The organism is Salmonella sp. 741265055_HSA (assembly GCF_046569525.1).
Taxonomy (GTDB): Bacteria; Pseudomonadota; Gammaproteobacteria; order Enterobacterales; family Enterobacteriaceae; genus Salmonella; species Salmonella enterica.
In genome coordinates, this window is record NZ_JBKFSQ010000030.1 from 12,994 (window position 1) to 38,502 (window position 25,509).

A 25,509-nucleotide genomic window follows, 5' to 3' on the forward strand; every position below is an offset into this window, starting at 1 on the left:
CCCCATGCCAGTGAAGAAGGGGCGTGACTTTAGCGAAATGTCGTCGCGGCGACAACTGGAATATGAAAGCAAGGCGTTGCGTGCGATTAGCGTTTATGCTGAAAGGTCAAATAAAGGAGAAAAGTATGTTTACCCTGAGCTGGCAGCCGCCTTACGACTGGTCGTGGATGTTGGGCTTTCTTGCCGCGCGTGCGGTGGACGGCGTGGAAACGGTAGGCGAGGGCTTTTATGCGCGCAGCCTGGTGGTGGGCGAGCATCGCGGACTGGTCAGCGTGAGGCCCCATCTGCCCACCCACACTGTGCAGGTTAGCGTGAGCGCCGGATTACTTCCCGTCGCGCCGGCGTGTCTGGCGAAGGTTTCGCGTCTGTTTGATCTTGACTGCCAGCCCGCGCAGGTTGCCGCCGTGCTGGGGCCACTGGGCGAGGACAGACCGGGGCTGCGTTTACCGGGATCGGTTGATACGTTTGAACAAGGCGTGCGGGCGATACTGGGGCAACTGGTGAGTGTCGCGATGGCGGCAAGGTTGACGGCGAAAGTGGCGCGCCGCTATGGCGAGGCGTTGCCGGATGCGCCCGATTATGTCTGTTTTCCCGGTCCGGAAACGCTGGCGTTGGCCGATCCGCTGGCGCTTAAAGCTCTGGGGATGCCGCTGCGGCGCGCCGAAGCGCTGATTCATCTGGCGCAGGCGACTCTGGCGGGAAAACTGGCGCTTGCCGCGCCGCCGGATATTGAGCAGAGCGTTAAAAATTTACAAACGTTTCCGGGAATTGGCCGCTGGACGGCGAACTATTTCGCCCTGCGCGGTTGGCAGGCAAAAGATATCTTTTTACCCGATGATTACTTAATTAAGCAGCGCTTCGCCGGGATGACGGCCGCGCAGATCCGTCGCTACGCGGAGCGCTGGAAACCGTGGCGTTCCTACGCGCTCCTGCATATCTGGTATACCCACGGCTGGCAACCGTCAATGGATAGCGAAATAGCTGGTATTCAGTAACAAATCCAACGGTTGCGCTTCGGCGATAGTGTCGCCATAAATCAGATCCACGCCAATACGGGAGAGCGTATCCAGCACCTGTGGGGTTTGTACCGGCCCGACGAGCGTTTTGATGTCCAGATGCTGGGAGTGTCCCTGGATGATCGAGGTCAGCATTTCATCCATTAAACTTTCATGAACGTTGGTGATAAGGTCGCTATCCAGCAGTAAATAATCGGCGATATGCGGGGTCAGTAAATTAAACATTTGTAAATCGCGCCCGACATGGCTGAGAATCACCTGGCAGCCGCGTTGCCGCAGTTTTCGCAGAGTCGCAGCGGCGGTCTGCGCCTGCTTAACGATAACGTCAGCCGGGATAATCAGGTGTAATAACCGTGGCGGCAGTGGGCTATGCTCCAGTTGTTCCAGCAGTTCATCAATAAGGGTCGCGCTGCATAATCCCGCGGCGGACAGCGGCAGCGCAACGCTTAATCCCTTGCTGGCGACGGCGGTCGCCGCATGGTGGAAAAACTCATGGAATACCCGTCGGTCAAGCGCGTGATGCAGCGCGGAGTCGGCTAACCCTGCCCGGAACGCGCGCTCTTCCATCACTTCCCCTTCGCTGGTCCACAGCCTGAGTGAGACCAGCCAAAAGCTGGTGGCCTCCGGCGTACGCGGCGGCGCGACGTTTCTGGCAAGCATCAGCAGGTGGTTATTTTTAATCATATGCCACTGTTCTTCCAGCGGCATCATTCCCTTTGAGGAGGTTAATGCGTGCTGCGGTTCGTACACGGTCAGACGGCCGCGACCGCTATTTTTCGCGGCGTAGCAGGCAATATCGGCCTGAGACACGACCTCTGTGAGCTGGCAGTTATGTTCATTTATCATTGTGATCCCGGCGCTGGCGCCGATCCGATGCAGGCGTCCTTCCCACATAAAGTGATATTCATTAACGGCGTTGATAAGCCGCGTCACGATAAAGCGCGCGCTGTCACTATTACAATCCGGCAGCAACAGGCCAAACTCATCGCCACCCAGACGGGCCAGAAGATCGCCGGATCGAAGCATACTGAGCATCAGTGACGCGAGCTCGCGCAATAAGGCGTCGCCGGCGGCATGTCCCGCGCTGTCGTTAACCGCTTTAAAACGGTCCAGATCGATAAACACCAGCGCATGATGTTGAGGCGATTCCTGTATTGTTTGCAGGCGCTGTTGAAGCTGTTTTTCAAAACTGGCGCGGTTGGCAAGATGGGTGAGGGCGTCATGCGTTGCGCTGTAGCTGAGCTGGCGTAACATTTTTCGTGATTCGGTAACGTCCTGGATAACCAGAACCGAACCAATCTTATCGCCGTCAAGCGTACTGAGCGGCGTGATACTGTAATGAATATCGTAGCTGCCGCCGTTATGACAATGGAGCACTATCTCCTGTTCCATGTCCGATCGCGACCTGTCGGCGCGATAAATATCCTCCAGCAGCGGCCCCTTATCACCTGACGTAATGCGCAGAACCGTTAATAATGGCGCGCCTAAAGCATCCTCTTGCCGCCAGCCGCTCATCTTCTCGGCGATCGGGTTCATAAAGGTGATATTCATCGCGACATCAATACACACCACCGCTTCTCCGATAGAGTCAAGCGTGATGTGCAACCGTTCTTTTTCCTGAAATAGCGCGTCGTTCGCCTGTGTAATACGCTCCATCAACCGCTGGTTTTCCTGCTCGCTTTGCTTGAGATCGTTAATATCTTCAATCTGAGCAATAAAATAGAGAGGTTTATTGTCTTTATGCCGAACCAGCGAGACGGCCAGTAGCGCCCAGACGACATCGCCGTTGCGGGTGTAGTAGCGTTTTTCCATGGAATAGCTGTTGATGTCGCCGCGCACCAGCATGTTTAGCTGTTCAAGGTCGTTATTCAGGTCTTCCGGCCAGGTCAATTGCTGAAATGTCATCGTGCGTAATTCATCCTGGCTATAGCCAAGAAAATGGCTCAGAGATTTATTGACCTGTAGCCACTGACCCTCCGTACCGACCAGCGCCATACCAATGGCGGAATACTCCATCGCGTTGCGAAAGCGGGATTCGCTCTCGGTGATATGTTTACGCTCCGTGCGAAACGCGTACATCACCATCGTCATCATATTGGCAGGCAGCAGGATCATTAAAAAAGGCAGCCACGGCATATTGACCATCACGTCGATTTTCGGCGTGGCGAGCAGCGTGGGGTCATTGGCCAGCATGAGCGAGACCACGATAACGGTAGCTAAAAAAATTAAAAACGCCTCCATTCGCGGCAGGCGCACCGCACTCCACATTAACAGGACGATAACGCACGTAAATGGCCACGGAATATAGCGCATAGCGAGCCAGCTTAGCGCCAGCGTAATGATCAGCGTCAATAGCGTTTCCAGCAACAGATGCGGGTCACGATGACGCAACAGATAGTGTGGTTTAAACAGTAAACCTAACGGCACCAGCGCCAGCGCGCCGATGGCTTCCGATAATACCCAAACCAGAAACGCTTTCGAGGCGACCGCTTCCGGCGCTATCAGCCAAAATAACAGGCCGCCGAGTAGCGGCGGAATCACGGCGCTACCGATAGCCAGACGGAACCAGTCATTCAAATTTTGTAAGGGGTTGTACCTGGCGAGCAGTTTTCGCAGCAGTATCGCGCCAGTGGCCGCCTCGATAATATTTATTGCCGTCCAGCTAAAGTTAAGCGAGGCGGCAGGAAATAAAGTCAGTGAGGCGCCGATGCTGCCGAGCGAGCAGGCGACCGCGATCCCTGGCCACAGACGGCCCGCATGGCGGTAAAACGCGACCATCATAATGGAGGTGGGGAACCACAGCGGCGCGAGTTGGGTGCCGACACGCGATAATACGAGCGAAAAGAGCGTAAAGACAAACGCGACCAGGCCTAAACTGACCAGACGCAATAGCGGGTGGGGGACGGTAACGAAAACATGTTGGGATGGTTTACTCATTACCACTCTATCCGAATCGCCGGTAACGTCGCGGAATACCGGACGCGTCAGTTTACTCTGTGATTATGCTAGTATAAACGCGTAATGATTTATACGCTGGCTGAATATAAATTGTGGCTCCCGGCGTATTCCTCCTCCAGACGGGTCGATAAAACCGCTGCCCGCGTTAAAACTGAACGCTTTTACGTCGCGACGTCGAATGCGCCGCCAACAAATTCACCGTGGCATAGCGCCGGACTGGTATCGCGCTGCTGAAATCCCTATAATTGCCGCGTTTGGCGTTTCGGCGCCCCCCTTCCTTACATCCAGGTTAATCAGGTCGCTAAATTTATGACTGATCAGTCTCATCAGTGCGTCATTATCGGTATCGCTGGCGCATCGGCTTCCGGCAAGAGTCTTATTGCCAGTACCCTTTACCGCGAATTGCGTGAACAAGTGGGTGACGAACATATTGGCGTTATTCCCGAAGACAGTTATTACAAAGATCAAAGCCATCTGTCGATGGAAGAACGCGTAAAAACTAACTATGACCATCCGAATGCGATGGATCACAGCCTGCTATTTCAGCATCTTCAGGCGCTCAAGCGCGGTTCGGCGATTGAATTACCGGTATACAGTTATGTTGAGCATACCCGTATGCAGGAAACGGTTCGCGTAGAACCGAAGAAAGTGATTATTCTTGAAGGTATTCTGTTACTGACCGACGCGCGTTTGCGTGAAGAGATGAACTTCTCTATTTTTGTCGATACGCCGCTGGATATCTGTTTGATGCGCCGTATCAAACGCGATGTGAACGAGCGTGGTCGCTCAATGGATTCGGTGATGGCGCAATATCAGAAAACGGTGCGTCCGATGTTCCTGCAATTTATTGAGCCTTCCAAACAATATGCGGATATTATCGTGCCGCGCGGCGGTAAAAACCGCATCGCTATTGATATTCTGAAAGCGAAAATCAGCCAGTTCTTTGAATAAATCTGGCGAATTGTGTACCGTTCAGTGATAACCTGGTTAGCCCTTGATGTGCTTGATTTAAGGGCTTGATGCGCGAAAGGAGAAAGTGCCATGCGTTTATGCGACCGAGATATTGAAGCCTGGCTGGATGAAGGCCGTTTGTCTATCACCCCGCGACCTCCCGTAGAGCGCATTAACGGCGCGACGGTCGATGTACGTCTTGGCAATAAATTTCGAACCTTCCGTGGTCATACGGCGGCGTTTATCGATCTGAGCGGGCCGAAAGATGAGGTCAGCGCGGCGCTGGATCGCGTGATGAGCGATGAAATCGTTTTGCCGGACGGCGAGGCATTTTATCTGCATCCGGGTGAGTTGGCGCTGGCCGTCACCTTTGAATCCGTTACCCTGCCGCCGGATTTAGTGGGCTGGCTGGATGGTCGCTCCTCGCTGGCGCGTCTGGGGCTGATGGTGCATGTGACGGCGCACCGTATCGATCCTGGCTGGTCGGGCTGCATTGTGCTTGAGTTTTACAACTCCGGGAAGCTGCCGCTGGCGTTGCGTCCGGGTATGCTCATCGGCGCGTTGAGCTTTGAGCCGCTGTCCGGCCCGGCGGCGCGGCCTTATAACCGCCGTCAGGATGCCAAATATCGCGATCAGCAGGGCGCTGTTGCCAGCAGGATTGATAAAGACTGAGCCATTCGGCGCAATACTGCCGGTCCATTGAGGGTAGCATGAGACGATTTCTGACGACGCTGATGATTCTCCTGGTCGTGCTGGTGGCCGGATTTTCTGCGTTGGTATTGTTGGTCAATCCGAATGATTTCCGCGCCTATATGGTGCAGCAGGTTGCCGCGCGTAGTGAATATCAGTTGCAACTGGACGGGCCGCTGCGCTGGCACGTATGGCCGCAACTCAGTATCCTTTCCGGGCGAATGACGCTAACGGCGCGAGGTGCCAGCGAACCGCTGGTGCGGGCTGACAATATGCGCCTGGATGTCGCTTTATGGCCGCTGTTGAGTCATCAGCTTCATGTTAAGCAGGTGATGCTGAAAGGCGGGGTGATTCAACTGACGCCGCAAACGGAAGCGGTACGCAGCGATGATGCGCCGGTCGCGCCGAAAGATAATACCTTGCCGGACGTAGCGGAAGATCGCGGCTGGTCGTTTGATATTCGTAGCCTGCGCGTTGCCGACAGCGTGCTGGTTTTCCAGCATGAAAATGATGATCAGGTCACGGTGCGCGATATTCGTCTGAATATGGAACAAGATGCCGAGCATCGCGGCACGTTTGATTTTTCGGGACGCGTGAACCGCGATCAGCGGGATCTTGCTTTATCGTTCAGCGGAACGGTGGATGCTTCCGATTATCCGCATAATTTAACCGCGGGTATTGAGCAACTGCGCTGGCAATTGCAGGGCGCGGATCTACCAGCGCAGGGAATTGAGGGGCAGGGACAATTGCAGGCGCAGTGGCAGGAGGCGCAAAAACGTCTTTCATTTAACCACTTAAATTTAACGGCGAATGACAGTTCGCTGACCGGGCATGTTCAGGTAACGCTGGCGGAGCAGCCGGAATGGCAAATTGACCTCCAGTCCAGCAAGCTTAATCTGGACAACCTGTTGCCGCATCATAGCACCGTGGCTCAGACGGGCGGCGCGGTGTCGCAGGGGCAAAATACGCTCCCCCTGACCAGGCCAGTTATCGCGTCGCGTGTTGGTGCGCCGCCTTATCAGGGGCTGCAAAGCTTTACGGCGGAGATTGCTTTACAGGCGGATTCAGTTCGCTGGCGGGGAATGGACTTTACCCAGGTTTCGACGAAGATGTCTAATCAGGCCGGATTGCTGGATATCACCGAGTTGCAGGGGAAACTGGCCGACGGAGAGATGTCGCTGCCCGGCACGCTGGACGCCCGCACCGCCAGTCCACGCATCGAATTCCACCCTCGCCTCAACCATGTTGAGATTGGGACTATCCTGAAAGCCTTCAATTATCCGATTAGCCTGACCGGTAAGATGTCGCTGGTTGGCGATTTCTCCGGGGCGGATATTGACGCGGAGGCATTTCGCCACAGCTGGAAAGGAAAAGCGCATGTTGACATGAGCAATACGCGCCTCGAAGGAATGAATTTCCAGCAACTGGTGCAGCAGGCCGTAGAGCGAAGCGGCGGCGACGCGCAGCAGTCGCAGGAAAATATGGACAACGCGACCCGACTGGATCGCTTCACGACCGATCTGACGCTAAATAAGGGCACGCTGACGCTCGACGACATGGTCGGGCAATCTTCTATGCTGGCGTTAACCGGCAGCGGAACGCTGGACCTGGTTAAGCAGAGCTGTGATACGCAATTTAATCTGCGTGTGCTGGGCGGCTGGAACGGCAATAGCAACCTGATCACCTTCCTGAAAGAGACGCCGGTGCCGCTGCGCGTCTATGGCAAGTGGCAGGAGCTGAACTATACCCTGCAAGTGGATCAGTTATTGCGCAAGCATTTACAGGATGAGGCGAAGCGTCGGCTCAACGACTGGGCGGATCGCAATAAAGATACCCGTAACGGTAAAGATGTGAAGAAGCTGCTGAATAAGCTCTAGTTTTTGGCCAAAGGGCAGAGCCGGATGGCGAGGCTAACGCGCCTCCGGCCTGCCTGGTAAGCAGGCCGGGGCAGGCGAGCAGGCGTTACAACTCCTGGTCTGGCTCGCCGTTATGCAGCGGAATTAACTGCACTTTCTGCACTCGATGGCTTTCTACCTGCAATGTTTTCAGCAAATAATCGCCCACCTGAACCTCTTCACCGGTTTGCGGTATGCGCTGCAAATATTCCATCAATAATCCGGCAATCGTATGGTATTCCCGTTTTTCATCCAGCGGTAGCGGCACATACTGCACCAAATCCTCCAGCGGCATATGGCCGTTTGCTGTCCAGGAACCGTCCGGGTTCTTCTGAATATCGTGGCGGGCGTCAATTTCCTCGACTTCATTCGGCAGATTACCGGCGATAGTCTCCATGACATCACTTAATGTCACAATGCCTTCAACCGAGCCAAACTCATCTACGACAAAGGCAAAATGGGTTCTGGCGTTACGGAACTGCTCCAGCGCAGGCAGCAGCGGCAATGTTTCCGGGAAAACCAGCGGTTGGCGAATCAGCGCCCGCAGGTTGAGCGGTTCGCCGCGCAGCGATTGTTGCAACAGATCGATGACGTGGACGACGCCGAGTAAATCTTCCTGTTCATTTTCACCCGTCACGACCAGACGCGTATGCTGGTTCTTCTCCAGCAGAGCGCGGATTTCCGCTTCTGGCGCGTTGAGATCGATATGCTCGATATCGTGACGCGACGTCATGATGCTACTTACGGTGCGCTGGTTGAGATTCAGCACCCGCTCGATCATCCTGCGCTCCTGCGGATTAAAAATCTGGCTGTCGTCATGGTCTGCCAGCATCGCAGCGGTTTCCGCATCCAGTTCGGCATCCTCTTTTTTACCGCTAATCAGCCGCATCACGGCCTCCGTTGTGCGCTGGCGCAGCGTATGGTTAGCGGAAAGAAAACGGCGGCGGTTAAAAATAGCCAGTTGGTTGAGCGCCTCGATCATCACCGAGAAGCCGATAGCCGCGTACAGATACCCTTTCGGAATGTGGAAACCAAACCCTTCCGCCACCAGGCTAAAGCCGATCATTAGCAGGAAGCTAAGACACAAAATGACAATGGTGGGATGGTTGTTCACAAATCGGGTCAGTGACTTGCTGGCGAGCAACATCAGGCTAATGGCGATTATCACTGCCGCCATCATGACCGCCAGGTGATCGACCATCCCCACGGCGGTAATCACGGAGTCGAGAGAAAAGATAGCGTCCAGCACCACGATTTGCGCGACCACCGCCCAGAATTTCGCCCCCTTACGCTGGGTAGGGTTGGCGCTATCTTTCCCTTCCAGCCGTTCGTTGAGCTCCATGGTGGCTTTAAAGAGCAGGAAGAAGCCGCCGAACAGCATAATCAGATCGCGGGCGCTGAAGCTTAACGCCTGTACGCTAAAGAGCGGCTTAGTCAAGGTGACCAGCCACGAGATTGATGCCAGCAGCAGCAGGCGCATGATCATCGCCAGTATCAGGCCGGTAATGCGCGCGCGGTCGCGCTGCCCCGGCGGTAGTTTTTCAGCGAGGATGGCAATAAAGACCAGGTTATCAATGCCGAGAACAAGTTCGATAACGATTAACGTTACCAGTCCGGCCCAGATTGACGGATCGGCAATCCATTCCATAGTAAGAGCAATACCTTCTGTAATATGACAATTGTCACAATTCGATCATGGATAATACGGCGGAAAAATGCAATGCCGCAGAGCAATTTATCTTTGTTACGCGGCTATAAAATAACTTTAAAATAGCCGTAATGTTTCTGTCGGAAACTAAATAATGTCAAGAATATATTTAGGAAATATCGCAGGTGGAGTGGAGTAAATAAATATTGTCAACATCAATAAAATCCTAAAATCATCTGTTAATTCATTTAATATTAATCTTAAAAATATAGAATGGCGGGTTTGTTACCTTGCCTGTCATTAGGTTAGCTGCAACAATTCTTGCAGGATTAAGATAGCGCTCTTAAATATCCTGTCACGACATCGAGAAAACAATTAATACGTAACCTTTATTTCGCTGAAGATTTTTATCTGAACGAGGATGAAATCGGAGGGGAATGCGAAAATTTAGAATAATCAGTGTATTGGTAGCTAAGAAGCCAGGGGCGGTAGCGTGCCTGAAAGCCTGAATATAAGCCTTTATTATTCTGTCAATAGCCTGCGGATGAATTGATTTTTTTTCAGAATGATGCCAGTTAATTTTCTCTGCCATTAACTGCAAGGTAAATGTGCACGGACGAAGCCGCTATTTAAATTGCACAGGATAATGACTCTGCCAAAGTGATAAATAATCAATGATGAAATCCAAAATGAAATTGATGCCATTATTGGCGTCGCTCAGCTTGATAAGTGGTTGCACAGTACTTCCGGGCAGCAATATGTCTACGATGGGGAAAGATGTGATCAAACAGCAAGACGCTGACTTTGATCTCGACCGGATGGTCAATGTGTATCCGCTGACGCCACGGCTGGTTGAGCAATTACGCCCGCGACCCAATGTCGCGCAACCGAATATGTCGCTGGACCATGAGATCGCCAGCTATCAGTATCGTGTCGGGCCTGGCGATGTGCTGAATGTCACCGTCTGGGATCACCCGGAATTGACCACGCCAGCAGGCCAGTACCGCAGCTCAAGCGATACCGGCAACTGGGTTCAGCCGGACGGCACCATGTTTTATCCCTACATTGGCAAGGTTAGCGTCGTCGGTAAAACTTTGTCAGAGATTCGCAGCGATATTACCGGGCGTTTAGCGAAGTACATCGCGGACCCGCAGGTGGATGTCAATATCGCCGCTTTCCGCTCGCAAAAAGCGTACATCTCCGGGCAGGTGAATAAATCCGGTCAGCAGGCCATTACTAACGTACCGCTAACAGTCCTGGATGCGATTAACGCTGCGGGCGGCCTGACCGATATGGCGGACTGGCGCAACGTCGTGTTGACGCACAACGGCAAAGAACAGCGCATTTCGCTACAGGCGCTGATGCAAAATGGCGATCTTAGCCAGAACCGCTTGCTCTACCCTGGCGACATTCTGTATGTGCCGCGCAATGACGATCTGAAAGTCTTTGTCATGGGCGAAGTGAAAAAACAGAGCACCCTCAAAATGGATTTCAGCGGCATGACGCTCACCGAAGCATTAGGCAATGCGGAAGGCATCGATCTGACCACCTCCAACGCCAGCGGCATTTTTGTGATTCGTCCGTTGAAAGGCGAGGGAGGACGCGGCGGCAAGATCGCCAATATCTACCAGCTTGATATGTCTGACGCCACGTCATTGGTGATGGCGACGGAATTCCGACTTCAGCCTTACGATGTGGTGTACGTCACGACCGCGCCGGTTGCTCGCTGGAACCGTCTGATCAATCAGTTGCTGCCGACCATTAGCGGTGTCCGTTATATGACGGATACGGCCAGCGACATTCATTCCTGGTAATCGTTATGTTTAACAAAATCTTAGTGGTCTGTGTGGGGAATGTTTGCCGTTCTCCGACGGCGGAACGTTTGCTAAAGCGCTTTCATCCCTCGCTGACGGTTGCATCCGCCGGATTAGGCGCGCTGGTCGGCAAAGGAGCCGATCCTGCGGCGGCGAGCGTGGCGAGCGCCCACGATCTGTCTTTGGAAAATCACTGTGCAAGGCAAATTTCCGCGCGTCTGTGCCGGGAATATGACCTGATTCTGACGATGGAGAAACGTCACATCGCCGCCCTGTGCGACATTGCGCCGGAAATGCGCGGCAAGGTAATGCTGTTTGGTCACTGGGACAGCGAGCGTGAAATACCGGACCCGTATCGCAAAAGCCGCGATGCGTTTGAGGCGGTGTACACATTACTGGAAAGGTCTGCCCGCCAGTGGGCGCAGGCACTGAATGCAGAGCAGGGAAAATCATGACAGAAAAAGTAAAACAATCTGCGGCGGTTACGGGTAGCGATGAAATCGATATCGGGCGTCTGGTCGGAACGGTGATTGAGGCGCGTTGGTGGGTATTGGGGACGACGGCCATATTTGCGCTGTGCGCGGTAATTTATACGCTCTTCGCCACGCCCATCTATAGCGCCGATGCGCTGGTGCAGATTGAACAAAACACCGGTAATTCGCTGGTACAGGATATCAACAGCGCATTAGCGAATAAGCCGCCGGCTTCCGATGCGGAAATTCAGCTCATTCGATCGCGTCTGGTGCTGGGGAAGACCGTTGACGATCTGGATCTGGATATTGCCGTCACCAAAAACACCTTTCCGCTGTTCGGCGCCGGGTGGGAGCGGCTGATGGGACGTCACAATGAAAGGGTGAAAGTCACGACATTCACCCGACCAGAGACGATGAGCGGACAGATCTTCACCCTCAAAGTGCTGGGCGACAAACGTTATCAGTTGGTTAGCGACGGCGGATTTAGCGCGCAGGGCGTTGTGGGCCAGCCACTTAATAAAGACGGCGTGACGATGCAGGTAGAGGCGATTGACGCCCGTCCTGATACGGAATTTACGGTGAGTAAATTCTCAACGCCTGGCATGATTAATAACCTGCAAAATAACCTCACCGTAACGGAAACCGGCAAAGATACCGGCGTTCTGAGTCTGACGTTCACGGGAGAGGATCGCGACCAAATCCGCGACATTCTCAACAGTATTACCCGTAACTATCTGCAACAGGATATTGCGCGGAAATCTGAAGAGGCGGGGAAGAGTCTGGCGTTTCTGGCAAAACAACTGCCGGAAGTCCGCAGCCGTCTGGATGTGGCGGAAAACAAGCTAAACGCTTTCCGCCAGGATAAAGACTCGGTGGATTTACCGCTGGAGGCGAAGGCGGTGCTCGATTCGATGGTTAATATCGACGCCCAGTTGAATGAGTTGACGTTTAAAGAGGCGGAAATTTCCAAGCTCTTTACCAAAGCGCATCCGGCTTACCGCACCCTGCTGGAAAAACGTAAAGCGCTGGAAGATGAAAAAGCCAAACTGAACGGGCGGGTGACGGCGATGCCGAAAACCCAGCAGGAGATTGTGCGTTTGACCCGTGATGTGGAGTCCGGCCAGCAGGTCTATATGCAACTGCTTAATAAACAGCAGGAGCTGAAAATCACCGAAGCCAGCACCGTTGGCGACGTGCGCATCGTTGACCCGGCGATTACCCAGCCAGGCGTGCTGAAGCCGAAAAAGGCGTTGATTATTCTCGGCAGCATTATTCTGGGATTAATGTTATCGATTGTCGGCGTGCTGCTGCGCTCGCTGTTTAATCGCGGTATCGAAAGCCCGCAGGCGCTGGAGGAGCACGGGATCAGCGTCTATGCCAGTATTCCGCTGTCGGAATGGCAAAAAGCGCGCGATAGCGTCAAAACCATTAAAGGAATTAAGCGTTACAAGCAGAGCCAACTGCTGGCGGTGGGCAATCCGACCGATCTGGCGATTGAGGCGATTCGCAGCCTGCGCACCAGCCTGCATTTCGCCATGATGCAGGCGCAAAATAATGTACTCATGCTCACAGGCGTCAGCCCCTCTATCGGCAAAACCTTTGTTTGCGCCAATCTGGCGGCCGTCATCAGCCAGACGCATAAACGGGTATTACTGATCGACTGCGATATGCGCAAGGGCTACACCCATGAACTGCTCGGCACCAATAACGTGGACGGCTTATCTGACATTCTGGCGGGCAAAGGCGAGATAGCCTCCTGCGCGAAACCCACGGCGATCGCTAATTTTGATCTTATTCCGCGCGGTCAGGTACCGCCTAATCCATCGGAATTGCTGATGAGCGAGCGCTTCGGCGAGCTGATCGCCTGGGCAAGCAGCCGCTACGACCTGGTATTAATCGACACGCCGCCGATTCTGGCCGTGACGGACGCCGCGATTGTGGGTCGTCACGTCGGGACGACGCTGATGGTGGCGCGTTATGCCGTCAACACTTTAAAAGAGGTGGAAACCAGTCTGAGCCGTTTTGACCAGAATGGCATTCAGGTCAAAGGCGTCATTCTCAACTCCATTTTCCGCCGGGCGACGGGCTACCAGGATTATGGCTATTACGAGTATGAATACCAGTCAGATTCCAAATAAAAAATAAGGCGTGCCGGATGGCGCGGCCTGTGACTGTAGGCCGGACAAGCGTAGCGCCATGCGGCAAAACTATCTGGGGAATAAGCATGACAACAGACAATCCGCTGATCTCAATTTATATGCCAACCTGGAACAGGCAGCAGTTGGCTATCCGGGCGATTAAATCAGTACTACGTCAGGACTACCGTCACTGGGAGATGATCATCGTGGATGATTGCTCCTCATCTTATCAGCAGCTACAACAATTTGTTGAGGAGCTGAACGACCCGCGCGTCCGTTATACCCATAACGCCAGGAATACCGGCGCCTGCGCGGTTCGCAACCAGGCCATTATGCAGGCGCAAGGGCACTACATTACCGGTATTGATGATGACGATGAATGGACGCCAAACCGTCTGAGCGTGTTTCTGGCCCATAAACACCAGTTGACTACGCACGCCTTTTTGTATGCCAACGACTATGTGTGCGAGGGCGAGGTCTACTCTCAGCCTGCCAGCCTGCCGCTGTATCCGAAATCCCCTTATTCGCGCCGTTTGTTCTACAAGCGCAATATTATTGGCAATCAGGTTTTTACCTGGGCCTGGCGTTTTAAAGCGTGTTTGTTCGATACCGAACTCAAGGCGGCGCAGGATTACGACATTTTTCTGCGCATGGTGGTGGAATATGGCGAACCGTGGAAAGTCGAAGAGGCGACGCAAATTTTACATATCAACCACGGCGAGATGCAGATTACCTCTTCGCCGAAAAAGTTCTCCGGCTATTTCCATTTTTATCGTAAGCACAAAGATAAATTTGATCGCGCCAGCAAAAAATACCAGCTTTTTACGCTGTACCAAATTCGCAATAAGCGAATGACCTGGCGCACGTTGCTGACGTTGCTCTCCGTGCGTAACAGCAAACGCCTGGCGGCCGGGCTGCGGGGGCGATAACGATGCTGGAAGACTTACGCGCGAATAGCTGGAGCTTACGCCCCTGTTGCATGGTGCTGGCCTACCGTATCGCTCATTTTTGTTCCGTCTGGCGCAAAAAGAATGTGCTGAATAATCTGTGGGCCGCGCCGGTGCTGGTGCTGTATCGCGTGATCACGGAATGCCTGTTCGGGTATGAAATCCAGGCCGCCGCGACCATTGGTCGGCGGTTCACTATCCATCATGGTTACGCGGTAGTGATCAACAAACATGTCGTCGCCGGCGACGATTTTACCATTCGCCACGGCGTCACCATTGGCAATCGCGGCGCGGACAGCCTGGCTTGTCCGGTGATTGGTCACGGCGTTGAGCTGGGAGCGAATGTCATCCTGCTTGGCGATATTACTATCGGTAATCACGTCACGATTGGCGCGGGTAGCGTGGTGCTTGACAGTATTCCGGACCATGCGCTGGTGGTGGGGGAAAAAGCACGGGTAAAGGTCAGCACATGAATATTCTGCAATTTAATGTACGGCTGGCGGAAGGCGGCGCGGCGGGAGTGGCGTTGGATCTCCATCTGCGGGCGCTGCAAAAAGGGCTGACGTCGCGTTTTGTCTATGGTTATGGCAAAGGCGGAAAAAAAAGCGTCAGCCACCACCGTTATCCGCAGGTGATAAAACAGACGCCGCGCGGCACGGCAATCGCTAATATCGCGCTGTTTCGTTTCCTGAATCGCGATCTGTTTGGCAATCTCGACAATCTTTACCGCACGGTTATCCAGACATCCGGCCCGCTGGTGCTGCATTTTCATGTTCTCCACAGTTACTGGCTAAACCTGGCGGACATCGTGACGTTTTGCGAAAAAGTCAAAGCGCAAAAACCGGACGTCACGCTGGTCTGGACGCTGCACGATCACTGGAGCGTCACCGGGCGTTGCGCCTTCACCGACGGTTGCGAGGGCTGGAAAAGCGGCTGCCAAAAATGCCCGACCCTAAGCAATTATCCGCCGGTCAGGGTGGATCGGGCGCACCAGCTTATTGACGGCAAACGTCAGCGCTTTCGGGACATGCTGCGGCTGGGCTGCCAGTTTATTTCGCCGAGCCAGCACGTGGCCGAGGCCTTTAACAGCGTTTATGGCGCGGGGCGCTGCCAGATTATTAACAACGGTATCGATCTGGCGACCGAGGCGATTCTCGCGCAGCTATCACCTGTGCCGCTGAATCCGGGCAAACCGCGAATTGCCATTGTGGCGCATGACTTGCGTTATGACGGCAAAACTGACCAGCGTCTGGTACACGACATGATGGCGCTGGGCGAAAAAATTGAACTGCATACCTTTGGTAAATTTTCGCCTTTTACTGGCCAAAACGTTGTTAATCACGGTTTTGAAACCGATAAGCGTAAATTAATGAGCGCGCTCAATGAGATGGACGCGCTGGTCTTTAGCTCGCGGGTCGATAACTATCCGCTGATCTTGTGTGAAGCGCTCTCGATCGGCGTACCGGTGCTCGCTACCCACAGCGAGGCGGCGCAGGAGGTGCTGGCGAAATCCGGCGGCCAGACCTTTGCCGCTACAGATGTACTGCGCCTGGCGCAGCGGCGTAAGCCAGAGATTGCTCAGGCGGTATTTGGTGCAACGCTGGACGCCTTTCGTATGCGTAGCCGCGTCGCGTACAGCGGTCAACAGATGCTGGAGGAGTATGTCTCGTTCTATCAGAATCTGTAGCTACCTGCTGCTGCCGCTGATCTACCTACTGGTCAATGTCAAGATTGCCCAACTGGGGGAAAGTTTTCCCATTACCATTGTCACTTTTTTACCTCTGTTGCTGCTGTTATTTGTGGAACGCATTAGTGTAAAAAAATTGATGATCGCCTTAGGCATCGGCGCAGGGCTTACGGCATTTAACTTCCTGTTCGGCCAGTCGCTGAATGCCGGTAAATATGTCACGTCCACGATGCTGTTTGTCTATATTGTGGTCATTATCGGGATGGTCTGGAGTATCCGATTCAAAACCATTTCCGCGCATAACCACCGAAAGATTTTGCGTTTTTTTTATCTGGTGGTGGGTATAGTGGTCGCGCTCGCCGCGGTTGAGATGGCGCAAATTATCCTTACCGGCGGCAGCAGTATTATGGAAGGAATTTCGAAATATCTCATTTACAGTAATAGCTACGTACTGAACTTCATAAAATTTGGCGGTAAGCGTACCACTGCACTTTATTTTGAACCGGCATTTTTCGCTTTGGCACTAATCTCAATTTGGCTGAGCATCAAACAGTTTGGTATCAAAACACCGAAAAGCGATGCTATGATTCTGGCAGGGATAATATTATCAGGATCATTTTCAGGGGTAATGACCTTTATCCTGTTTTACCTTCTGGAGTGGGCGTTCCAATATTTGAATAAGGATGCGATAAAGAAAAAACTTCCACTGGCGCTGGTCTCATTAACCCTGTTTTTGGTTGGGGTAATTATTGCATTTCCTTATATCGCGACACGACTTGGCGATTTAGGGACGGAAGGCTCATCTTCTTATTATCGTATTGTGGGCCCGTTAGTCATGGTCGGATATTCCTTGACCCATATTGATGGTGTAGTCAGATTTGGCTCACTTTATGAATATGTCGCATCATTCGGAATCTTTAACGGTGCGGATGTCGGGAAAACCATAGACAATGGATTGTATCTACTGATTATTTATTTTTCCTGGTTCGCAGTGCTAATGACGCTGTGGTATATGGGGAAAGTTTTAAAAATGGCGCTAAATGCGTTTGGCGATAATCGCAATTTTCGGGTACAGCTCTATCTTTTTACGCCGGTGTCGCTGTTTTTTACCGGTTCAATATTTAGCCCGGAATATGCTTTTTTAATCGTCTGTCCGTTCATTTTGCGCAAGGCGTTAAAAATTTCATAACGGGGTGGTGGCATGTTTTTAAGCGTCGTTACCGTCGCCTTTCGCAATTACGAAGGGGTGGTAAAAACCTGGCGCTCGCTGCGCAATCTGGCACGCGATCCGGGTCTGTCATTTGAATGGATCGTAGTGGACGGCGGTTCGGAGGACGGCACGCGCGAATTTCTGCAAAAACGTCACGGTGAGTTTAACCTGCGTTTTATCAGCGAAAAGGATCGCGGTATTTATGATGCCATGAACAAAGGCATTGCGCTGGCGCAGGGGCGCTATACCCTGTTTCTTAATTCCGGTGATGCGTTCCATGATGATGCCGCGCTGTTTGTCCGCCAACTGGCGCGACAAAAGGGCGAGGCGATGTATATTGGCGACGCGCTGCTGGATTTCGGCGGCGGGCATAAAATACGCCGGAAGGCTAAACCCGGGTATTATATCTACCATAGTTTGCCAGCCAGCCATCAGGCGATATTTTTCCCGACAGCAGCGTTAAAAAAGTATCCTTATGATCTGCAATATCATGTCTCTTCAGATTATGCGCTGGCGGCCCGTCTCTATAAAGCAGGCTATCCTTTTCGGCGAATTAACGGACTGGTATCTGAATTTTCGATGGGCGGCGTGTCAACCTCGAATAATCTGGAATTATGTCAGGATGCAAAAAATGTACAGCGAAAAATATTACGTGTGCCAGGATTTTGGGCGCAATTATCCTATTTATTACGTCTGAAAACGACGGGTAAAACAAAAGCGCGGTATAACAAAGTCTAATCACCGGGAGTTATTATGCAGGATCTTAGCGGCTTTACGGTGCCGAAAGGGTTCCGCGGCGCTAATGCGCTAAAGGTACAATTATGGTGGGCGGTACAGGCGACATTATTCGCCGGATCGCCGCAAATATTGTATCGCTGGCGAGCCTTTTTGCTGCGTCTGTTTGGCGCCAAAATTGGAAAGAATGTGGTTATTCGACCGTCAGTAAAAATTACCTATCCGTGGAAATTAACCGTCGGCGATTATGCCTGGGTAGGCGACGACGCTGTGTTATATACGTTGGGTGAAATTAATATTGGCGCACATGCGGTTATTTCACAAAAAGGCTATTTGTGTACCGGTAGCCATGATTATACCAGCGCCCATTTCGATATTAACGCCGCGCCGATTGTTATTGGCGAAAAATGTTGGCTGGCGACCGATGTTTTTGTCGCGCCCGGCGTGACGATAGGCCATGGCACCGTCGTCGGCGCGCGCAGCAGTGTATTTAAATCATTACCGGCAAATGCGATTTGTCGGGGCAATCCCGCAGTGGTAACGCGCCAGCGCGTTCAGAAAGTTACTCCCTAACGGGACTATTTGAGGAAATGAAAATGTCAAAAGTCGCTCTCATTACTGGCGTAACCGGACAGGATGGGTCTTACCTGGCAGAATTTCTGCTGGAAAAAGGGTATGAGGTGCATGGTATCAAGCGCCGCGCGTCATCGTTTAATACCGAGCGCGTGGACCATATTTATCAGGATCCGCACAGCTGCAACCCGAAATTTCATCTGCATTATGGCGACCTGACCGACGCCTCCAACCTGACCCGCATTTTACAGGAAGTGCAGCCGGATGAGGTCTACAATCTGGGCGCGATGAGCCATGTGGCGGTGTCGTTTGAGTCGCCGGAATATACCGCCGATGTGGATGCGATGGGCACGCTGCGCCTGCTGGAGGCGATCCGCTTCCTCGGTCTTGAAAAGAAAACGCGGTTCTACCAGGCCTCCACCTCTGAACTGTACGGGCTGGTGCAGGAAATTCCGCAGAAAGAGACCACGCCGTTCTACCCGCGTTCCCCCTATGCGGTGGCGAAACTGTACGCCTACTGGATCACCGTCAACTACCGTGAATCCTACGGTATTTACGCCTGTAACGGCATTCTGTTCAACCATGAGTCCCCGCGTCGCGGCGAAACCTTCGTCACCCGTAAGATCACCCGCGCCATCGCCAATATCGCCCAGGGACTGGAGTCCTGCCTGTATCTCGGCAATATGGACTCGCTGCGCGACTGGGGCCATGCGAAAGATTACGTGCGGATGCAGTGGATGATGTTACAGCAGGAGCAGCCGGAAGATTTTGTGATTGCCACCGGCGTGCAGTATTCCGTACGCCAGTTTGTGGAGCTGGCGGCGGCGCAACTGGGGATAAAACTGCGCTTTGAAGGCGAAGGCATTAATGAGAAAGGGATTGTGGTATCCGTTACCGGACACGATGCGCCGGGCGTGAAACCGGGGGATGTGATTGTGGCCGTTGATCCGCGTTATTTCCGTCCGGCGGAAGTGGAAACCCTGCTGGGCGACCCGTCCAAAGCGCATGAGAAACTGGGCTGGAAACCGGAAATCACCATCTCGGAGATGGTCTCCGAGATGGTGGCGAACGATCTGGAGGCCGCGAAAAAACACTCACTGCTGAAATCTCACGGTTACGAGGTGGCCATCGCGCTGGAGTCCTGAGAATGAACAAGCAACGAATTTTTGTGGCGGGCCATCGCGGGATGGTGGGTTCCGCCATTGTACGGCAGCTTGCGCAGCGCGGCGACGTGGAACTGGTGCTGCGCACCCGCGATGAGCTGGATCTGCTCGACGGGCGCGCGGTACAGGCGTTCTTTACCGGGGCGGGTATCGACCAGGTTTATCTGGCGGCGGCGAAAGTGGGCGGCATTGTCGCCAACAACACGTATCCGGCGGATTTTATCTATGAAAACATGATGATAGAGAGCAACATTATTCACGCCGCGCACCTGCACAACGTGAACAAACTGCTGTTTCTCGGTTCGTCCTGTATCTATCCGAAACTGGCAAGGCAGCCGATGGCGGAAAGCGAGCTGCTGCAGGGGACGCTGGAGCCGACCAACGAGCCGTATGCCATCGCCAAGATCGCCGGGATTAAACTGTGCGAGTCCTACAACCGGCAGTACGGCCGCGACTACCGTTCGGTAATGCCGACCAACCTGTACGGCCCGCATGACAATTTCCATCCGGACAATTCACATGTGATCCCGGCGCTGCTGCGCCGCTTTCATGAGGCTGCGCAGAGCCACGCGCCGGAGGTGGTGGTGTGGGGCAGCGGCACGCCGATGCGCGAATTTCTGCACGTTGACGATATGGCGGCGGCCAGCATTCACGTGATGGAGCTGGCGCGCGAGGTGTGGCAGGAGAACACCGACCCGATGCTGTCGCACATTAACGTCGGCACTGGCGTGGACTGCACTATCCGCGAACTGGCGCAGACTATCGCAAAGGTGGTGGGTTACCAGGGCCGGGTGGTGTTCGACGCCGCGAAGCCGGACGGCACGCCGCGTAAATTGCTCGACGTCACGCGCCTGCATCAGCTTGGCTGGTATCACGAAATTTCACTGGAGGCAGGGCTTGCCGGTACTTACCAGTGGTTCCTTGAGAATCAGCAACGGTTCCGGGGGTGACAATGTTTTTACGTCAGGAAGATTTCGCCGCCGTGGTGCGGGCGACGCCCCTCATCTCCCTCGATTTCATCGTGGAAAACGGCCAGGGGGAAATTTTACTGGGCCAGCGACTCAACCGTCCGGCGCAGGGCTACTGGTTTGTGCCGGGGGGGCGGGTGTGCAAAGACGAAACGCTGGAGGCCGCCTTTGCACGCCTGACGCAGGCGGAACTGGGCGTGCGTCTGCCGCTGGTGGCAGGGACGTTTTATGGCGTCTGGCAGCACTTCTATGACGACAACTTTTCCGGTGAGGATTTTTCAACTCACTACATCGTGCTCGGCTTTCGTCTGCGCGTGGCGGAGAGCGATTTACGCCTGCCTGACGCCCAGCATGGCAGTTACCGCTGGCTGTCGCCGGAAAAGCTTCTGGCAAGCGACAATGTTCATGAGAACAGTCGGGCCTACTTCTTTCCTGACGCGCCGGCGGTGGGCCTATGAAGATCCTGGTCTATGGCATTAACTATTCGCCGGAACTGACCGGTATTGGCAAATATACCGGCGAAATGGTGGCGTGGATGGCGCGGGAAGGCCATGAGGTGCGGGTAATCACCGCGCCGCCGTACTACCCGCAGTGGAAGGTTGGCGAGCGCTATTCCGCATGGCGCTATCGCCGGGAAGAGGGCGAGGCTACCGTCTGGCGCTGCCCGCTGTATGTGCCGAAACAGCCCTCCACCCTAAAACGACTGCTTCATCTGGGGAGCTTTGCATTGAGCAGTTTTTTCCCACTGATGGCGCAGCGTCGCTGGAAGCCGGATCGGATTATCGGCGTTGTACCGACGCTCTTTTGTACGCCGGGAATGCGCCTGCTGGCGACACTCTCCGGCGCGCGTACTGTACTGCATATTCAGGATTACGAAGTGGACGCCATGCTCGGCTTAGGAATGGCGGGAAAAGGCAAGCGCGGCAGCGTAGCACGGTTAGCGACGGCCTTTGAACGCAGCGCGCTGCGTAACGTTGATAATGTTTCGACCATCTCTCGCTCCATGATGAATAAAGCGCGGGAAAAGGGCGTCGCGGCGGAAAAAATCCTCTTTTTTCCGAACTGGTCGGAAGTGGCGCGCTTTCAGGACGTTAATGACGCTGACGTGACGGCTTTGCGTCAGCAGCTTGGCTTGCCAGAGGGCAAAAAAATTGTGCTCTATTCCGGCAATATCGGCGAAAAGCAAGGGCTGGAAAAGGTAATTGACGCCGCGGAACGATTACGCGATCGACCGTTGATTTTTGCGATTGTCGGCCAGGGGGGCGGCAAGGCGCGGCTGGAGAACATGGCCCGCGAACGCGGCCTGGCAAATATTAAATTCCTCCCGCTGCAGCCTTACGACGCCTTACCCGCGCTGCTGAAAATGGGCGACTGCCATCTGGTGGTGCAAAAGCGCGGCGCAGCGGATGCGGTACTGCCCTCCAAGCTGACTAACATTCTGGCGGTCGGCGGTAATGCGGTGATTACCGCTGAGCCGCACACCGAATTAGGGCAACTTTGCGCGCGCTATCCGGGCATCGCCGTTTGCGTGGAACCGGAGTCGACCGACGCGCTGGTCGACGGGATTAGCCAGGCGCTCGCCATGCCGAAAAACAACACGACGGCACGTGAATACGCCGAACGCACGCTCAATAAAGAGAACGTGCTACGCCAATTTATTGCAGATATTCGGGGATGATAATGCGTCAGACAAAACTTTACCCGGTTGTGATGGCCGGTGGCTCCGGTAGCCGATTGTGGCCGCTTTCTCGCGTGCTTTATCCAAAACAGTTTCTGTGCCTGAAAGGCGATCTCACCATGTTGCAAACCACCATTTGCCGTCTGAACGGCGTGGAGTGCGAAAGCCCGGTGGTTATCTGCAACGAACAGCACCGTTTTATCGTTGCCGAACAGCTCCGCCAGCTCAATAAGCTGACGGAGAACATTATTCTTGAGCCCGCCGGGCGCAATACCGCGCCGGCGATTGCGCTGGCGGCGCTGGCGGCGACGCGCCAGCATACGGACTGCGATCCGCTGATGCTGGTACTGGCGGCGGATCATGCGATCGCCAATGAAGAGGCCTTCCGCGACGCAGTGCGCGGCGCCATGCCCTATGCCGACGCGGGCAAACTGGTGACCTTCGGTATCGTGCCGGATCTGCCGGAAACCGGCTATGGCTATATCCGGCGTGGTGATGTCGTGCCGGGCGCGACGGATGCGGTGGCTTTTGAGGTGGCGCAGTTCGTTGAGAAGCCGGGGCTGGAAACCGCTCAGGCCTACGTCGCCAGCGGCGATTACTACTGGAACAGCGGCATGTTTCTGTTCCGCGCCGGACGCTATCTGGAGGAGCTGAAAAAGTTCCGCCCCGATATTCTGGCCGCCTGTGAGCAGGCGATGCGCGGCGTCGATCCGGATCTTGACTTCATTCGCGTGGATGAAGAGGCCTTCCTCGCCTGTCCGGAAGAGTCCATTGACTACGCGGTGATGGAGCGGACGGCGGACGCGGTGGTGATGCCAATGGACGCGGGCTGGAGCGATGTCGGCTCGTGGTCCTCGCTGTGGGAAATCAGCGCCCACACCCCGGAGGGAAACGTCCATCACGGCGACGTCATCAGCCATAAAACGGAAAACAGCTACGTTTACGCCGAATCCGGCCTGGTGACCACCGTCGGTGTGAAGGATCTGGTGGTGGTGCAGACCAAAGACGCCGTGCTGATTGCCGATCGCCACGCGGTGCAGGACGTGAAAAAGGTGGTAGAGAAGATCAAGGCCGACGGACGCCATGAGCACCACATGCACCGCGAGGTTTACCGTCCGTGGGGCAAATACGACTCCATCGACGCGGGCGAGCGCTATCAGGTGAAGCGCATTACTGTCAAGCCGGGGGAAGGACTGTCGGTACAGATGCACCATCACCGCGCCGAGCACTGGGTGGTGGTGGCGGGGACCGCCAGAGTCACCATCAACGGCGAGGTTAAGCTGCTCGGTGAAAACGAGTCCATCTATATTCCGCTGGGGGCGACCCACTGCCTGGAAAATCCGGGAAAAATACCGCTCGATTTAATTGAAGTGCGTTCCGGCTCGTATCTCGAAGAGGACGACGTGGTGCGGTTCGAGGACCGTTACGGGCGGGTCTGACGCCTGCAATTATGCCCGGTAAGCGCAACGCGCCATCCGGCAATGAACAACAATAACGATGTTGGCCATTTACGGTCAGGGCTAACTGTTGCCTGAAGAAGGGTAAGAACATGACAAAATTAACCTGTTTCAAGGCCTACGACATTCGCGGCAGGCTGGGCGAAGAGCTCAATGAAGATATCGCGTGGCGGATTGGCCGCGCCTATGGCGAATATTTAAAACCGAAAACCATCGTGCTGGGCGGCGACGTGCGCCTGACCAGCGAGGCGCTGAAGCTGGCGCTGGCGAAAGGGTTACAGGACGCGGGCGTTGACGTGCTGGATATCGGTATGTCCGGCACCGAAGAGATTTACTTCGCCACCTTCCACCTCGGCGTGGACGGCGGTATTGAAGTGACCGCCAGCCATAATCCGATGGACTACAACGGTATGAAGCTGGTGCGCGAGGGCGCCCGCCCGATAAGCGGCGACACCGGTCTGCGCGACGTTCAGCGTCTGGCGGAAGCGGGCGATTTCCCGCCGGTGAACGAGGCCGCGCGCGGCAGCTACAGACAAATCAGCCTGCGCGACGCCTACATCGACCACCTGCTCGGCTATATCAGTGTTAACAATCTCACCCCGCTGAAGCTGGTGGTGAATTCCGGCAACGGGGCGGCGGGGCCGGTCATTGACGCCATCGAAGCGCGTCTGGAGGCGCTGGGCGCGCCGGTGGAGTTCATCAAAATCCACAACATCCCGGACGGCACCTTCCCGAACGGCATTCCCAACCCGTTGCTGCCGGAGTGTCGCGACGACACCCGCAAGGCCGTTATTGAACACGGGGCGGACATGGGCATCGCCTTTGACGGCGACTTCGACCGCTGCTTCCTGTTCGATGAGAAAGGGCAGTTTATCGAGGGGTACTACATCGTCGGGCTGCTGGCGGAAGCGTTTCTGGAAAAACACCCGGGGGCGAAGATTATCCACGACCCGCGCTTGACCTGGAACACGGAGGCAGTGGTGACGGCGGCGGGCGGGACGCCGGTGATGTCAAAAACCGGGCACGCCTTTATCAAGGAGCGGATGCGTACGGAGGATGCCATTTATGGCGGGGAAATGAGCGCGCATCACTATTTTCGTGATTTTGCCTACTGCGACAGCGGGATGATCCCGTGGTTGCTGGTGGCGGAGCTGGTGTGCCTGAAGGGGCAGTCGCTGGGTGAACTGGTCCGCGACCGGATGGCGGCGTTCCCGGCGAGCGGGGAAATCAACAGCAGGCTGGCGGAGCCGGCGGAGGCCATTGCGCGGGTGGAAGCGCACTTCGCGGAAGAGGCGCAGGCAGTGGACCGCACGGACGGTCTCAGCATGTCGTTCGCCAACTGGCGTTTCAACCTGCGCTCGTCGAACACCGAACCGGTGGTGCGCCTGAATGTGGAATCACGCGGCGATATTCCGCTGATGGAAGCGCGAACACGTACTCTGCTGGCGCTGCTGAATCAGTAACGTCAGATCTCCCCTTACCGCCTGCGGGTAAGGGGCCAATCACAG

The 25,509-nt window shown here is 54.6% G+C and carries 21 protein-coding genes; 19 read left to right on the forward strand and 2 right to left on the reverse strand.

All coding sequences use genetic code 11. The features are described 5' to 3' along the window. Nucleotides 1–125: 125 nt before the first annotated feature. The gene (gene alkA / locus ACLD4K_RS16205) at nt 126–995 is read left to right on the forward strand and encodes a DNA-3-methyladenine glycosylase 2 (protein ID WP_023195399.1); all 870 of its coding nucleotides are present in this window, start codon (nt 126–128) and stop codon (nt 993–995) included. Here alkA and ACLD4K_RS16210 read toward each other — a convergent pair. Beyond that, complete coding sequence (locus ACLD4K_RS16210) at nt 963–3,953, reverse strand: MASE1 domain-containing protein (protein ID WP_411012147.1); 2,991 nt, start codon at nt 3,951–3,953, stop codon at nt 963–965. The genes alkA and ACLD4K_RS16210 overlap by 33 nt on opposite strands. A 330-nt stretch (nt 3,954–4,283) precedes the next feature. Here ACLD4K_RS16210 and udk point away from each other — a divergent pair, with 330 nt between their 5' ends. The 3 genes from udk to asmA all read left to right on the forward strand — a co-directional run bounded on the left by udk (nt 4,284) and on the right by asmA (nt 7,492). Continuing rightward, nucleotides 4,284–4,925 (forward strand): uridine kinase, encoded by a 642-nt coding sequence (udk, locus tag ACLD4K_RS16215; RefSeq protein WP_000132082.1) that lies wholly within the window; start codon nt 4,284–4,286, stop codon nt 4,923–4,925. Nucleotides 4,926–5,015: 90 nt separating this feature from the next. Continuing rightward, nucleotides 5,016–5,597 carry a dCTP deaminase gene (dcd, locus tag ACLD4K_RS16220; RefSeq protein ID WP_001234783.1) on the forward strand — a complete coding sequence of 194 codons (582 nt, stop codon included), beginning with the start codon at nt 5,016–5,018 and terminating at the stop codon, nt 5,595–5,597. Between the two features lie 38 nt (nt 5,598–5,635). Beyond that, nucleotides 5,636–7,492 (forward strand): outer membrane assembly protein AsmA, encoded by a 1,857-nt coding sequence (gene asmA, locus ACLD4K_RS16225; protein ID WP_031567820.1) that lies wholly within the window; start codon nt 5,636–5,638, stop codon nt 7,490–7,492. A gap of 85 nt (nt 7,493–7,577) precedes the next feature. Here asmA and ACLD4K_RS16230 read toward each other — a convergent pair whose 3' ends face one another. Then, entirely contained in the window at nt 7,578–9,158 is a 1,581-nt protein-coding gene (locus ACLD4K_RS16230) for a TerC family protein (RefSeq protein WP_411010723.1), read from the reverse strand. Between the two features lie 674 nt (nt 9,159–9,832). On the opposite strand from ACLD4K_RS16230, the gene ACLD4K_RS16235 reads away from it, so the two are divergent. The 15 genes from ACLD4K_RS16235 to cpsG all read left to right on the forward strand — a co-directional run bounded on the left by ACLD4K_RS16235 (nt 9,833) and on the right by cpsG (nt 25,464). Beyond that, nucleotides 9,833–10,972 (forward strand): polysaccharide export protein, encoded by a 1,140-nt coding sequence (locus tag ACLD4K_RS16235; protein WP_411012148.1) that lies wholly within the window; start codon nt 9,833–9,835, stop codon nt 10,970–10,972. A gap of 5 nt (nt 10,973–10,977) precedes the next feature. Next, the gene (wzb, locus tag ACLD4K_RS16240) at nt 10,978–11,427 is read left to right on the forward strand and encodes a low molecular weight protein-tyrosine-phosphatase Wzb (protein WP_411012149.1); all 450 of its coding nucleotides are present in this window, start codon (nt 10,978–10,980) and stop codon (nt 11,425–11,427) included. Further along, the gene (gene wzc, locus ACLD4K_RS16245) at nt 11,424–13,583 is read left to right on the forward strand and encodes a tyrosine-protein kinase Wzc (protein WP_411012150.1); all 2,160 of its coding nucleotides are present in this window, start codon (nt 11,424–11,426) and stop codon (nt 13,581–13,583) included. The genes wzb and wzc overlap by 4 nt, the downstream gene beginning before the upstream one ends. Before the next feature lie 86 nt (nt 13,584–13,669). Further along, nucleotides 13,670–14,512 carry a colanic acid biosynthesis glycosyltransferase WcaA gene (gene wcaA / locus ACLD4K_RS16250; RefSeq protein WP_000205695.1) on the forward strand — a complete coding sequence of 281 codons (843 nt, stop codon included), beginning with the start codon at nt 13,670–13,672 and terminating at the stop codon, nt 14,510–14,512. A 2-nt stretch (nt 14,513–14,514) separates the two neighbouring features. Next, nucleotides 14,515–15,003, forward strand: coding sequence for a colanic acid biosynthesis acetyltransferase WcaB (gene wcaB, locus ACLD4K_RS16255; protein ID WP_000888724.1), 489 nt, complete (start codon nt 14,515–14,517; stop codon nt 15,001–15,003). Then, nucleotides 15,000–16,217, forward strand: coding sequence for a colanic acid biosynthesis glycosyltransferase WcaC (gene wcaC / locus ACLD4K_RS16260; protein WP_023138392.1), 1,218 nt, complete (start codon nt 15,000–15,002; stop codon nt 16,215–16,217). Before wcaB ends, wcaC begins: the two co-directional genes overlap by 4 nt. Continuing rightward, on the forward strand, nt 16,192–17,406 hold the full coding sequence (gene wcaD, locus ACLD4K_RS16265) for a colanic acid polymerase WcaD (protein ID WP_000091392.1): 1,215 nt from the start codon (nt 16,192–16,194) through the stop codon (nt 17,404–17,406). Before wcaC ends, wcaD begins: the two co-directional genes overlap by 26 nt. 12 nt (nt 17,407–17,418) lie before the next feature. Continuing rightward, nucleotides 17,419–18,165 carry a colanic acid biosynthesis glycosyltransferase WcaE gene (gene wcaE / locus ACLD4K_RS16270; RefSeq protein ID WP_000480132.1) on the forward strand — a complete coding sequence of 249 codons (747 nt, stop codon included), beginning with the start codon at nt 17,419–17,421 and terminating at the stop codon, nt 18,163–18,165. Nucleotides 18,166–18,180: 15 nt separating this feature from the next. Beyond that, the gene (gene wcaF / locus ACLD4K_RS16275) at nt 18,181–18,735 is read left to right on the forward strand and encodes a colanic acid biosynthesis acetyltransferase WcaF (protein WP_001153603.1); all 555 of its coding nucleotides are present in this window, start codon (nt 18,181–18,183) and stop codon (nt 18,733–18,735) included. 23 nt (nt 18,736–18,758) lie between these two features. After that, the gene (gene gmd, locus ACLD4K_RS16280; protein ID WP_080194362.1) at nt 18,759–19,880 is read left to right on the forward strand and encodes a GDP-mannose 4,6-dehydratase; all 1,122 of its coding nucleotides are present in this window, start codon (nt 18,759–18,761) and stop codon (nt 19,878–19,880) included. A 2-nt stretch (nt 19,881–19,882) separates the two neighbouring features. Then, the gene (locus tag ACLD4K_RS16285; RefSeq protein ID WP_411012151.1) at nt 19,883–20,848 is read left to right on the forward strand and encodes a GDP-L-fucose synthase family protein; all 966 of its coding nucleotides are present in this window, start codon (nt 19,883–19,885) and stop codon (nt 20,846–20,848) included. 2 nt (nt 20,849–20,850) lie between these two features. Next, complete coding sequence (locus ACLD4K_RS16290; RefSeq protein WP_411012152.1) at nt 20,851–21,324, forward strand: GDP-mannose mannosyl hydrolase; 474 nt, start codon at nt 20,851–20,853, stop codon at nt 21,322–21,324. After that, a complete protein-coding gene (gene wcaI / locus ACLD4K_RS16295) occupies nt 21,321–22,544 on the forward strand; it encodes a colanic acid biosynthesis fucosyltransferase WcaI (protein ID WP_000699648.1) in 1,224 nt (407 codons plus the stop codon). Before ACLD4K_RS16290 ends, wcaI begins: the two co-directional genes overlap by 4 nt. Beyond that, nucleotides 22,541–23,983: a mannose-1-phosphate guanyltransferase gene (gene cpsB / locus ACLD4K_RS16300; RefSeq protein WP_000605946.1), complete on the forward strand. Its 1,443-nt coding sequence runs from the start codon at nt 22,541–22,543 to the stop codon at nt 23,981–23,983. The genes wcaI and cpsB overlap by 4 nt, the downstream gene beginning before the upstream one ends. A 110-nt stretch (nt 23,984–24,093) precedes the next feature. Next, nucleotides 24,094–25,464 (forward strand): colanic acid biosynthesis phosphomannomutase CpsG, encoded by a 1,371-nt coding sequence (cpsG, locus tag ACLD4K_RS16305; RefSeq protein ID WP_411012153.1) that lies wholly within the window; start codon nt 24,094–24,096, stop codon nt 25,462–25,464. Nucleotides 25,465–25,509: the final 45 nt, after the last annotated feature.

Excerpts from the sequence above, each read along its gene's own strand:
- dcd (WP_001234783.1), top strand. The coding sequence starts at position 5,016 with ATGCGTTTATGCGACCGAGATATTGAAGCCTGGCTGGATGAAGGCCGT.
- alkA (WP_023195399.1), top strand. The coding sequence starts at position 126 with ATGTTTACCCTGAGCTGGCAGCCGCCTTACGACTGGTCGTGGATGTTG.
- wzb (WP_411012149.1), top strand. The coding sequence starts at position 10,978 with ATGTTTAACAAAATCTTAGTGGTCTGTGTGGGGAATGTTTGCCGTTCT.
- wcaF (WP_001153603.1), top strand. The coding sequence starts at position 18,181 with ATGCAGGATCTTAGCGGCTTTACGGTGCCGAAAGGGTTCCGCGGCGCT.
- wcaB (WP_000888724.1), top strand. The coding sequence starts at position 14,515 with ATGCTGGAAGACTTACGCGCGAATAGCTGGAGCTTACGCCCCTGTTGC.
- wcaI (WP_000699648.1), top strand. The coding sequence starts at position 21,321 with ATGAAGATCCTGGTCTATGGCATTAACTATTCGCCGGAACTGACCGGT.
- ACLD4K_RS16285 (WP_411012151.1), top strand. The coding sequence starts at position 19,883 with ATGAACAAGCAACGAATTTTTGTGGCGGGCCATCGCGGGATGGTGGGT.
- ACLD4K_RS16230 (WP_411010723.1), bottom strand. The coding sequence starts at position 9,158 with ATGGAATGGATTGCCGATCCGTCAATCTGGGCCGGACTGGTAACGTTA.
- udk (WP_000132082.1), top strand. The coding sequence starts at position 4,284 with ATGACTGATCAGTCTCATCAGTGCGTCATTATCGGTATCGCTGGCGCA.
- cpsG (WP_411012153.1), top strand. The coding sequence starts at position 24,094 with ATGACAAAATTAACCTGTTTCAAGGCCTACGACATTCGCGGCAGGCTG.
- wcaD (WP_000091392.1), top strand. The coding sequence starts at position 16,192 with ATGTCTCGTTCTATCAGAATCTGTAGCTACCTGCTGCTGCCGCTGATC.
- ACLD4K_RS16290 (WP_411012152.1), top strand. The coding sequence starts at position 20,851 with ATGTTTTTACGTCAGGAAGATTTCGCCGCCGTGGTGCGGGCGACGCCC.
- ACLD4K_RS16210 (WP_411012147.1), bottom strand. The coding sequence starts at position 3,953 with ATGAGTAAACCATCCCAACATGTTTTCGTTACCGTCCCCCACCCGCTA.
- wcaC (WP_023138392.1), top strand. The coding sequence starts at position 15,000 with ATGAATATTCTGCAATTTAATGTACGGCTGGCGGAAGGCGGCGCGGCG.
- wcaE (WP_000480132.1), top strand. The coding sequence starts at position 17,419 with ATGTTTTTAAGCGTCGTTACCGTCGCCTTTCGCAATTACGAAGGGGTG.
- gmd (WP_080194362.1), top strand. The coding sequence starts at position 18,759 with ATGTCAAAAGTCGCTCTCATTACTGGCGTAACCGGACAGGATGGGTCT.
- wcaA (WP_000205695.1), top strand. The coding sequence starts at position 13,670 with ATGACAACAGACAATCCGCTGATCTCAATTTATATGCCAACCTGGAAC.
- asmA (WP_031567820.1), top strand. The coding sequence starts at position 5,636 with ATGAGACGATTTCTGACGACGCTGATGATTCTCCTGGTCGTGCTGGTG.
- ACLD4K_RS16235 (WP_411012148.1), top strand. The coding sequence starts at position 9,833 with ATGATGAAATCCAAAATGAAATTGATGCCATTATTGGCGTCGCTCAGC.
- cpsB (WP_000605946.1), top strand. The coding sequence starts at position 22,541 with ATGATAATGCGTCAGACAAAACTTTACCCGGTTGTGATGGCCGGTGGC.
- wzc (WP_411012150.1), top strand. The coding sequence starts at position 11,424 with ATGACAGAAAAAGTAAAACAATCTGCGGCGGTTACGGGTAGCGATGAA.